General features: G+C 64.3%; 9 protein-coding genes. 3 read left to right on the forward strand and 6 right to left on the reverse strand.

Annotation, left to right across the window (positions count from 1 at the left end):
• On the forward strand, nt 1-1,077 hold a 1,077-nt coding region (locus WBQ44_RS19770; protein WP_495568367.1), incomplete at its 5' end, for an SbcC/MukB-like Walker B domain-containing protein.
• On the opposite strand, the gene WBQ44_RS19775 is transcribed toward WBQ44_RS19770, so the two are convergent.
• The 5 genes from WBQ44_RS19775 to WBQ44_RS19795 all read right to left on the reverse strand — a co-directional run bounded on the left by WBQ44_RS19775 (nt 1,056) and on the right by WBQ44_RS19795 (nt 6,920).
• Entirely contained in the window at nt 1,056-2,246 is a 1,191-nt protein-coding gene (locus WBQ44_RS19775; RefSeq protein WP_495568375.1) for an AI-2E family transporter, read from the reverse strand. The two genes, WBQ44_RS19770 and WBQ44_RS19775, sit on opposite strands and share 22 nt — an antisense overlap.
• 192 nt (nt 2,247-2,438) lie before the next feature.
• Nucleotides 2,439-2,942 carry a methylated-DNA--[protein]-cysteine S-methyltransferase gene (locus WBQ44_RS19780; RefSeq protein ID WP_495568368.1) on the reverse strand — a complete coding sequence of 168 codons (504 nt, stop codon included), beginning with the start codon at nt 2,940-2,942 and terminating at the stop codon, nt 2,439-2,441.
• Nucleotides 2,939-4,396, reverse strand: a complete 1,458-nt coding sequence (locus WBQ44_RS19785; RefSeq protein WP_495568369.1) for an AlkA N-terminal domain-containing protein — start codon at nt 4,394-4,396, stop codon at nt 2,939-2,941. The genes WBQ44_RS19780 and WBQ44_RS19785 overlap by 4 nt, the downstream gene beginning before the upstream one ends.
• Nucleotides 4,397-4,462: 66 nt before the next feature.
• Nucleotides 4,463-4,633, reverse strand: coding sequence for a YbdD/YjiX family protein (locus WBQ44_RS19790; protein ID WP_495568370.1), 171 nt, complete (start codon nt 4,631-4,633; stop codon nt 4,463-4,465).
• Between the two features lies 1 nt (nt 4,634).
• Nucleotides 4,635-6,920 (reverse strand): carbon starvation CstA family protein, encoded by a 2,286-nt coding sequence (locus tag WBQ44_RS19795; RefSeq protein WP_495568371.1) that lies wholly within the window; start codon nt 6,918-6,920, stop codon nt 4,635-4,637.
• A 303-nt stretch (nt 6,921-7,223) separates the two neighbouring features.
• Here WBQ44_RS19795 and WBQ44_RS19800 point away from each other — a divergent pair, with 303 nt between their 5' ends.
• The gene (locus WBQ44_RS19800; protein ID WP_495568372.1) at nt 7,224-8,018 is read left to right on the forward strand and encodes a TIGR03620 family F420-dependent LLM class oxidoreductase; all 795 of its coding nucleotides are present in this window, start codon (nt 7,224-7,226) and stop codon (nt 8,016-8,018) included.
• Between the two features lie 12 nt (nt 8,019-8,030).
• Entirely contained in the window at nt 8,031-9,110 is a 1,080-nt protein-coding gene (gene ychF, locus WBQ44_RS19805; RefSeq protein WP_495568373.1) for a redox-regulated ATPase YchF, read from the forward strand.
• 24 nt (nt 9,111-9,134) lie between these two features.
• Here the strand turns inward: ychF and WBQ44_RS19810 are convergent, their stop codons facing one another.
• Nucleotides 9,135-10,139, reverse strand: a complete 1,005-nt coding sequence (locus tag WBQ44_RS19810; protein WP_495568374.1) for a polysaccharide pyruvyl transferase family protein — start codon at nt 10,137-10,139, stop codon at nt 9,135-9,137.
• Nucleotides 10,140-10,492: the final 353 nt, after the last annotated feature.

Here is a 10,492-nt window from a genome sequence, read left to right on the forward strand (position 1 = left end):
GCGCAGGTGCGGCATTCGGCACAGGAGATGCGCGCCCGCATACAGTCCGTCGTCGACGGCGGTGAAGGCCTCGACGAACGGTCGCACCGACTCGAACAACTGATCACGTGCGCTCCCGAGCTGCTGGAGAGCCGAGTGGCTGTCGCGACCGCCGCAGCCGCGATGCACGATCTCGCCGAGGCCTTGTCCTTTCGAGTCGAAGAGTCCGGTTTCGAGTCTGCCGCCGACGCGGCCGGACATGTCGTGTCCGTGGCCCGTGCACAGGCTGTGGAACAAGCACTCGCCTCCGCCAACGACATCCGCGCCCACGCCGAACAGGTGTTGGCCGACCCGGCCATCGCGGCGGTCACCGTCGCCGACCCCATCGACCTGACCCCGGCGAAAGAAGCGGCCGCTGCTGCGGATGCCCGGCTGCACGAGGCGGTCGCCGACCACGCCGGATGCAAACGCCGAACCGAACAGCTGGGAGAACTGGCCGCGCAGTTGTGGGCGGCTGTGGACAGGGCGGCACCGATGCAAGCGCGGCACGACGAACTCGCCGCACTGGCCGACGTCGTTGCCGGACGCGGCCAGAACGCGCGCAAGATGTCGCTCCGGTCGTACGTGCTGGCCTCCCGTCTCGAGGACGTTGCCGAATCGGCATCGGCACGGCTGCGCCGCATGTCGGGCGGGCGCTACGAATTCGTGCACTCCGACGCCGCCGAATCCCGCGGCCGACGCGGAGGGTTGGGACTCGACATCCGTGACGACTACACCGGCGTCGTGCGCTCGGCCAAGACACTGTCCGGTGGTGAGTCGTTCCTCGCGTCGCTCGCACTCGCACTGGGGCTCGCGGACGTCGTGGCCGCCGAATCCGGTGGGGTGGTACTCGACACCATGTTCATCGACGAAGGCTTCGGAACGCTCGACGCCGAAACGCTCGAATCGGTGATGGGCGTACTCGACGAGCTACGCGCAGGCGGACGCGTCGTCGGCATCGTCAGTCACGTCGACGAGATGCGTCAACGTATCCCGAGCCGACTGCACGTCATTCGCGAGCGAGACGGGTCGCGGCTTCAGCTCTTCGCTGCATCCTGACTCGAATCCTTCTTCTCGCCTGCATCCTCTTCGTCGTCGTCCTGCTCGTCGGTCAACAGTTCGTCGTACTCGGGTGCCTGCTCTTCGAGCTCGTCCTGGTTGGCTTCTTTGGAACGTTCGTCGACCTGTTCCGATACGTATCGGATGAGGACGGCCGCGACGGCGGCCGCGGGCACCGCGAGGAAGGCACCGATGATGCCGAAGACGGAGCTACCGCCGGTGACGGCGAGCAGTACGATCGCCGGGTGCAGGTTCATGCTGCGGCTCTGCAGAATAGGTTGCAGCACATTACCTTCGAGCTGCTGCACGGCGAGGATGATGACGAGGACGATCAGGGCCGTCGTCGGGCCGTTCGCAACCAACGCCACCAGTACGGCGAGGGCACCGGCGACGAATGCGCCGACGATCGGAATGAACCCACCGAGGAAGGTGAGCGTCGCGAGCACCAGGGCCAGCGGCACGCCCAGGATGATCAGTCCGAGTCCGATGAAGAACGCGTCGATCAGGCTGACCACGGCTTGAGTGCGGATGAACCCGCCGAGCGTGGCCCACATGCGGGCGAGGACCTCGGCGAGGTGACCTCCGGCGCGTCCACCGGCGAAGCCGTGCATCCAGGGAAGGAACTTGAGGCCGTCCTTGATGAAGAAGAACGTGAGCACCAGCACGAGCGCGAGGGTTATCAGGATCGAGCCGGCCGCCGATACGCCGGTGAAGACTCCGGACGCGATGGCAGTTCCGCTGTCTTGCAGGCGTGAGGTGATTGCGGAGACCGCATTGTCGATCTGCTCGTCCTGCAGATTGATCGGCGGGCCCTTCAACCAGTTCTGAACCTGGGATACGCCTTCCGATGCCTTGTCGACGAGTTCCGGTGCCGACTCGGCGACAGACGGAACGATCAGCGTGATGATGCCGCCGATGACGAGGAAGAACACGATGAGTGAGGTTGCGGCGGCTGCCGCCGGTGGAAGCCCGACCCGCATCATCCACTTCGTCGGTGGCCACAGCACGGTGGCGACGATGATGGCGAGCAGGGCGGGGAGTATGACGACCCACAGAGCGGAAATCAGCCAGCCGAGAACCCATGCTCCTGCGGCGACGGCCACCAGAATCAGCGACCACTTCGCGAGCCACACGCCGCCGACGCCGATGAGGTCGCCCCGGTCGGGCATCAGTCTCTTCTCGCGGCCCACGTTCTCGCTACCCTTCTTCACGTTGGGCGCTGCCTGTTCCGTCACGTAGCAAGTCCTTTTCGGTGGCCGGGCACTCGGGCAGTGGCGCGTGCGCACTGCTCGGGTGACTCTATGTCTTCGGCCATCGATCTACCCACCCCGCCACCGGGCCAATCGAGCCGCCGGGCGAACCTAGCTGCCGGCCTCGTGGGCGAGCAACCAGGTCTTGGTGGGCAGTCCCCAGCGGAATCCGCCGAGTGCCCCGCCGATGCGTACGACGCGGTGACATGGCACGAACAGTGCCGCGGCGTTGCGTGCGCAGGCGGAGGCCGCACCGCGGATCGCAGCGGGTCGACCTGCGAGCGAAGCGAACTCCGAGTACGTCACGGGTGCGCCCGCCGGAACATCGCGCAGAATCTTCCACGCGTGTACGAGGAATTCACCGGATTGTTGAGCGACGGGTATGTCGTCGATGGCGCCCAAGTCGCCGCGGTGGTAGGCGTCGACGGCGCGCGTGACGGGCCCGAGGTCGGCCGCGATACGGATGTCGACGGGACGCAACGACGGGTGGATGAGCGGTGCCAGGTCGTGTACGGCCGGGGTCCATCCGGATGCGAGCACGGAGCCGTACCCGTCGACGATCGCGGCGAACGGTCCGATGGGGGTGTCCGTGGTGGCGAACGTTGCAGTGGTCATGGTCGGAGTTCTCTTTTCTCGAGTGCGACGCGCCAGAGGTGCATCGAGACGTACGAACGCCACGGTGCCCAGCGGTGCGAATCGGTGAGTGTGATGCCGAGCGCTTCGGCGCCTTGGCGAACGACGAGGTCGGTGTCGAGTAGAACGTCGGGGTCGGCGAGTAGACGCATCACGACGTAGCGTGCGGTCCATGGCCCGATCCCTTTGAGCGAGAGCAGGTCTCGTTCGAGTTCGTCGGGAGGTAGTGCGGTGTGCAGGGTGATCTTGCCGGTTGCGAGGGCATCGGCCACGCCGATGATGGAGTCGACGCGGGCTCTCGGGCCGGTGAGAACCTCGTGGCCGCGCTCGGCGATGGACTCCGCGCTCGGAAACAGCCGGGTGATTTCGCCGCCCAGCGGGTCGTCGATCGGGGTTCCGAGGGCTTCGACGAGGCGGGCGGTGTGCGTCGCCGCGGCCCGCAACGAGATCTGCTGTCCGATCATCGTGCGCAGCAGTATCTCCTCGCCGTCGACGTTGCCCGGAGCTCGGATTCCTCGATGCGCGGCGACGTGCGGTGCCAGCGCCGGGTCCTCGGCTAGAGCAGCGTCAACGGCTTCGGGGTCCGCGTCGAGGTCGAGGAGGTGACGGATGCGTGCGACGGCAGGCGAGAGGTCACGCATGTCCTGCAGGCTCAGCGTCGTGTCGACGTAGCCGTCCTCGATGCGCATGCCGACGACCGCGTGGCCGTGGGGGAGCCGCATGGAACGGCGGTAGAGACGGGTGGCGTCGTCGAACGTGTCGAGGCCGGGGACGATGTGTCCGCGGATGAACCATTCGAGCCAGCCGCGGTCGAGTGGTCGGCGGTAGGGCAACCGGACGGTGACGGTGCCCTTGCTGGAGACGGTCTTCGCGCGGGTCGCTTCGGCTCGCAGCGTTGTCGGGCTGACAGCGAAGACTTCTCGGACGGTGTCGTTGAATTGGCGGACGCTCGAGAATCCGGCGGCGAAGGCGATGTCGCTCATCGGCATACTCGTCGTTTGGATCAGGGTTCTCGCGGTATGGGCGCGGTGTGCCCGGGCGAGGGCGAGCGGTCCGGCTCCGATTTCGGCGGTGAGTACGCGGGTGAGCTGACGCGTCGAGTAGCCGAGGGTGTTCGCGACGGAGTCGACGCCGCCGCGTTCGACGGCTCCGTCCGAGATCAGCCGCATTGCGCGCGAGGTGAGGTCGGAGTGGACGTTCCAGTGCGGTGATCCCGGGGTGGCGTCGGGTTGACAGCGCCTGCACGCGCGGTAGCCGCCCTGCTGGGCGGCCGCCGCGGTGGGTACGAACGAGACGTTCTGCGGTTTGGGTGTGGTGGCCGGGCACGACGGGCGGCAGTAGATGCCCGTCGTGCGTACGGCCGTGAAGAACTGCCCGTCGAACCGTGTGTCCCGCGCTGATACGGCCCGATAGCACCGTTCGAAGTCCAACTCCATGCGCTCTACTGTGTCACCCGCGCGCATGCCGTTGCTAGCGGGATTCGGACATGGACGTGCGAGCTGTCAGCAGCAGCGGGCACCGGGCTTGCGGTCGGCTTCGGCGTACCGGTCCCGCCAGAACTGTCGTTCCGACGGAACCGGCTCACCCGGATGAACGCGATTCATGTGGGCGAGGTATCGCTCGTAGTCTTTGTCGCCCATGAGCGATGTGATCCACCACCACACCCCGCGCATGTCAGTGCGCTCCCGAGTGTGCGGCGCCGGGGGCACGAACGGTTCCGTCGGCGATGAGCTTGTCCCAGTCCTTCTGGATTTCCTTCTCGGCGGCAGTCGGTACGAAACCTGCGGGGCCGAAGATCTTCGACGGCACCTCCGGCTCCTCGTTGTTCTCGAGTTCGCCGGATCGAAGCGATTTGACACACACGATGAGTCCCGCAGCGACCACGATGAGCACGAGTCCGGCGAAGATGATCGACAGCGTGCCTTGGATGAAGGTGTTGCGGATGACCGCGTCGATTGCTTCGGGTGTTTTCGCGGTTTGGAACTCGGTGAGGCCCTGGGCTTTCGCGTCGGAGAACACGCTGTGCTGTTTCCAGTAACCGATGGCGGGGATGTCGGAGAAGATCTTCTGGTACGAGGCCGTCATGGTGACAATCAGGTCCCAGACGAGCGGAATACCGGGGATCCAGGCCCACTTGTACAGGCCGCGTTTGACGACGATCGTCATCACGACGGTCAATGCGATTGCGGCGAGTAGCTGGTTCGCGATACCGAACAGCGGGAAGAGCGTGTTGATGCCGCCGAGTGGGTCCGTGACGCCCATCAGGAGGATGGCACCCCATGCCGCGACGACGATGAGCGAGCACACCCACGCGCCGGGCCGCCAGGATGGATCCTTGAACTTCTTCGCCGCAGTACCGGGCAGATTGCCGATGCTGTCCGAGAGCATGAAGCGCGCAACGCGGGTTCCGGCGTCGACCGTCGTGAGGATGAACAGCGCCTCGAACATGATCGCGAAGTGGTACCAGAAGGCCTTGAGGCCCACGCCGCCGAAGACTTGATGAAGCACCTCGGACATTCCGAATGCCAAGGTCGGGGCGCCGCCGGTACGAGAGATGATCGATTCCTCGCCCACAGCTTCGGCGGCCTGAGTGAGTTCGTCGGGAGTGATGTTGCCGCCACTGATCGGGAGGCCGTTGACGTACTCCGCTGCGGTTTCGGGGGTTCCGCCGGTGAGCGTCGCCGGCGCGTTCAACGCGAAATAGATGTGCTGGTCGAGGATGCAGGCGGTGATCAGCGCCATGATGGCGACGAACGATTCGGTGAGCATGCCGCCGTACCCGATCATCCGCATCTGCTTTTCCTTCTCGAGCAGCTTCGGCGTGGTGCCGGAACTGATCAGAGCGTGGAAACCGGAGAGCGCACCGCACGCGATTGTGATGAACAGGAACGGGAACAACGACCCGGCGAAGGCCGGGCCGTTTCCTGCGGTGGCGAAGCTCGTCATCGCCGGCATCTGAATTTCGGGGCGGGCGATCAGAATTCCGACGGCCAGCAGGACGATGGTGCCGATCTTCATGAACGTCGACAGGTAGTCGCGCGGGGCCAGCAGGAGCCACACCGGAAGGATGGACGCGGCGAGGCCGTAGCCGATGAGGCACCACGCAACGGTCACCTTCGAGAGCGTGAACCAGTCGCTGCCCCAGTCGGTTTCGGCGACCCAGCCGCCGGCGATGATGGCGAGAAGCAGCAGTACGACGCCGATCAGCGAGACTTCCGAGACCTTGCCGGGTCGCAGGTACCGCAGATAGACACCCATGAACAATGCGATGGGGATGGTCAGTGCGATGGAGAAGACACCCCACGGGCTTTCGGCGAGTGCGTTGACGACCACCAGTGCGAGGACCGCGATCAGGATGATCATGATGACGAAGACGCCGATTAGGGCTGCGGTTCCACCGATGACGCCGAGCTCGTCACGGGCCATCTGGCCGAGGCTGCGGCCGCGGCGACGCGTCGAGATCCACAGGACGAGGAAGTCCTGTACGGCGCCGGCGAAGACGACGCCGATGATGATCCACATGGTTCCGGGCAGGTAGCCCATCTGAGCTGCAAGAACGGGTCCGACGAGGGGGCCCGCGCCTGCGATGGCGGCGAAGTGGTGGCCGAACAACACGCGACGATCCGTCGGCATGTAGTCCTTGCCGTTTTCGAGAATTTCCGCAGGGGTGGCGCGGTCGTCCCTCGGATGAACGATCTTGTTCTCGATCAGCCTGGCGTAGAACCGGAAAGCAAAAATGTACGTACACACCGCGGCGATGACGAACCACACGGCGTTCGGATTCTCGCCGCGGACGATTGCCACGATCGTCCACGCAACCCCGCCGAGCAGGCCGATGAGAATGAACATGATTCGTTTGGCCGGGGTCATCGGGGATGTATCGACGACCCCCACCGGTGGCAGGTCGGGGTCGGTTTTCTGCAGTTCGATGTGTTGGCTCTCGGTGGCCGATGCTGTCATGTTCTCCGGACTCCTCAGGCTGCGCATGTGATCGGAATCACTGTAGACCGGACTGCCGGGGTGCAAGGTGCCCCTGCGCCCAATGGTGCGAAATGTGCGCCGAAATGCAGGCCAGCCCCTATCGAGTCACACAGATCCCGCCGTCGACGTACAACGTCGCTTGGGCGTTTACAACAAGCCCGGCCGTTCACCACCGGAGCTCGACGTGTGAACGAAAATTTGCGTTGTGAACGCGCAGCCCGGACGCGGATTCCACAATCGCCACTTGACCTGAACACAACTCGAGGTTCTAGCGTCCTGTTCATGGACACACTCGGATTGGGCAGAATCGGAATCGGCATTGCCGCCACCGACTCGTATCTCGACGACGCGTGCGAACTCGACACCATCGGCTACCCCACGCTGTGGCTCGCGGGCGGTCAGATCGACCGATTGGGGCGGCTCGCGGACCTCGTCGACGCGACAGAGAATGCGAACATCGTGCCGGGCATCGTCCCCGTTGACGTCTTCGGCCCCTCGGAGACCAGAAAGCTGTACGACGACCTCGGGCCGTCGGGCCGGTTCGTCCTGGGGCTGGGCGGTCCGCAGACCGCGCGTCCCCTGGCGAAACTGAACGCCTACCTCGATGAGCTTGCCTTGCCCGCACATCACCTGATCTTGGCGGCACTCGGACCCAGGAAGCTCGAGATAGCGCGTGATCGCGCAGCAGGTGCCGTCACGCTGCTGGTCACTGCGGACTACACAGCGGACGCGAGGAAATTCCTCGGGGATTCGGTGCTCGTCGTCGATCAGTTCGTGGTGCTCGAGACCGATCCGAGCCGGGCGCGCGGGCTTGCCCGTGAACCGCTGAGCTTCCTGGTGACGGTGCCCGGATACCGAAACAACCTCCTCCGGATGGGGTTCACCAGCGAGGACGTCGAACAGTTGAGTGACCGACTGGTCGACGCCGTCGTCGCCTGGGGTTCCGTCGACAGCATCTCCGCCCGCGTCGACGAGCACCTCGACGCCGGTGCCGACCACGTCGTTCTCGAGCTACTGGGGACGTCCGCGCTCGATGCGGGTCGGGCGATGGCAGAGCTGGTGGCTACGCCAAAGTAGACTCCATAGACCGTGAGCCTCACCCTCGGAATCGTCGGACTGCCCAACGTCGGCAAGTCCACCCTCTTCAACGCGCTGACCAAGAACGACGTTCTGGCTGCGAACTACCCGTTCGCGACCATCGAGCCCAACGTCGGCGTCGTTCCCCTTCCCGATCCGCGGTTGAACACGCTCGCCGAGATCTTCGGCTCGGAGAAGCTCGTGCCCGCGCTGGTGTCGTTCGTCGACATTGCCGGCATCGTGAAGGGCGCGTCCGAAGGCGCGGGGTTGGGCAACAAGTTCCTCGCCAACATCCGTGAAGCCGACGCAATCTGCCAGGTCGTGCGCGTCTTCGCCGACGACGATGTGGTGCACGTCGACGGCCGTGTCGATCCGTCCGCCGACATCGAGGTCATCGAGACCGAACTGGCCATCGCGGACCTGCAGACCCTGGAGAAGGCGATCCCGCGCGTCGAGAAGGAAGCGCGGATCAAGAAAGACCGCAAGCCTGCACTCGACGCAGCCATCGCCGCGCAAGCCGTCCTCAACGAGGGCAAGACCTTGTTCTCGCAGAAGGGCAAGCTGGACTTCGAGCTGCTCAAGGAATTCCAGCTCCTCACCACGAAGCCGTTCCTCTACGTCTTCAACGCCGACGAAGGTGTGCTGACCGACGACGTCAAGGTCGGCGAGCTGGCCCGCTCGGTCGCACCGGCCGACGCAGTGTTTCTCGACGCGAAGATCGAGTCCGAACTGCTCGAACTCGACGCCGAATCCGCAGCCGAGCTGCTCGAAAGCGTCGGGCAGACCGAACCGGGCCTCGACGCCCTGGCTCGCGCCGGCTTCCACACCCTCGGACTGCAGACCTACCTCACCGCAGGCCCGAAAGAAGCCCGTGCGTGGACGATTCACAAGGGCGACACCGCACCCCAGGCCGCCGGCGTCATCCACACCGACTTCGAACGCGGCTTCATCAAGGCCGAAATCGTCAGCTTCGACGACCTCGTCGAAGCCGGCTCCATGGCCGCCGCCAAAGCCGCAGGCAAAGTCCGCATCGAAGGCAAGGACTACATCATGGTCGACGGGGACGTCGTGGAATTCCGCTTCAACGTGTAGTTTTCGTGCCTCGTACGCCCAGTGCTACCGACTCGCGGCGACGGCGTCGGCCACCATTTCGGCGGCCTCGGCGGCCGTCGACGCGAAGCGCACATTGTCGAACCGGTGCAGGTAGGCGTCGTAGGTCCCGGATACCTTTTTGTTTGCGTTGTCCATGGCGACGACCCGCTTGCCCATCATTCCGGCCAGCACTGCGGCGTGCAGACGGTCGGTCAGAACGACGGACCCCTGGCTCAAGATGCGCTGAGCGGCGCCGAGATTGAGCGAGATCGCGCAGGGATAAGAACGGGCGATTGCCGGGTAGAGCGGTCGGATGGCCCGTGGAAAGTTGTACGCGACTCTCGTCGGAAGCGTTATTGCATTCCACACGGCCAGATCTTTGCCGCGTAAACCCCAGTCGTATTGGGCCGTCGAGTAGTCGATGTCGACGGTTCCGTGATCGAGCTGTTCGGAATCCATCCTGAGCAGTTTCACCACGTCCACTGCCTCGCCGCCGGCGATCGCTGAGATGTTGGCTCCGAAAGCCATGTCAGGGCAGAATTCGATCTTGTTGGCTGGGAAATTGGCGAGCGCGAAGTCGTACGAGCGTTGTTCTCGTAGCAACAAAGTCAGGTTGGGGTGTCGGGCATAAATCTCGGCCGTCTTGGCGACAGCATCAGAATTCGCGTAGTCGATGCTTTGAGGTAGGCCGACGATCTTGTTGTCGGGAAAGCGTGCGGCTATTCTCTCGCGGAACTCTTGGTGCACAGGCCAGCGGTCTCCGAAATTGCCCCCGCCGCCCCAAAAGATGGTGCGGTCGCCTACCCGTTCCCGAAGAAGCGCGTCATCGTGAGTAAGCAGGTCGGACCTGTAGTCGACGTGCACGTCGAGTGTGTCGAAGTACTGGTCCTGTCCCGCAAATATCAGCGAGTCACCTGCATTGTGGTGAATTGGGAAATCGAGGACAGCAATGCGATCTCCAGGAGACGTGTGTCGACGCATCACGTCGAGAGTCTGACGTCGAATCGATCCGAGTGCCGAGTCTGTCATCAGCGAAACCCGCGAGGATCGAGGAATTTGAGGCGCATTCTGAAAGCACCGTACTGAAGCCCCATGTCATGAGCCCAAAGTCCACGCGGCATCGATCGAAGTCGCCTCGGAAGCCATGGATTACGAGCTGTCGCGAGGAATGCGATTGTTGCCAGGTGAGCGGGAATCTGAAGGTATGGAGAAGGATTTGGGCAGCCGAGCGGGGCGTGCTTCTGGGTGATCAGACACGCAGTGCGGCCATAGTTCTCGCCCTGTCGAAACGACGAGCGCAGCGTACTCCTCACGCGGTAGGCGACGATGGCATCCGGAACATGGCCCAGACTCAATCCGGCCTCTTGTATGCGCCACGAATA

The organism is Rhodococcus sp. (in: high G+C Gram-positive bacteria) (genome assembly GCF_049591685.1).
In the GTDB taxonomy this organism is placed as follows: Bacteria; Actinomycetota; Actinomycetes; order Mycobacteriales; family Mycobacteriaceae; genus Rhodococcoides.

Excerpts from the sequence above, each read along its gene's own strand:
- WBQ44_RS19775 (WP_495568375.1), bottom strand. The coding sequence starts at position 2,246 with ATGCCCGACCGGGGCGACCTCATCGGCGTCGGCGGCGTGTGGCTCGCG.
- WBQ44_RS19780 (WP_495568368.1), bottom strand. The coding sequence starts at position 2,942 with ATGACCACTGCAACGTTCGCCACCACGGACACCCCCATCGGACCGTTC.
- WBQ44_RS19785 (WP_495568369.1), bottom strand. The coding sequence starts at position 4,396 with ATGGAGTTGGACTTCGAACGGTGCTATCGGGCCGTATCAGCGCGGGAC.
- WBQ44_RS19790 (WP_495568370.1), bottom strand. The coding sequence starts at position 4,633 with ATGCGCGGGGTGTGGTGGTGGATCACATCGCTCATGGGCGACAAAGAC.
- WBQ44_RS19795 (WP_495568371.1), bottom strand. The coding sequence starts at position 6,920 with ATGACAGCATCGGCCACCGAGAGCCAACACATCGAACTGCAGAAAACC.
- WBQ44_RS19800 (WP_495568372.1), top strand. The coding sequence starts at position 7,224 with ATGGACACACTCGGATTGGGCAGAATCGGAATCGGCATTGCCGCCACC.
- WBQ44_RS19810 (WP_495568374.1), bottom strand. The coding sequence starts at position 10,139 with ATGACAGACTCGGCACTCGGATCGATTCGACGTCAGACTCTCGACGTG.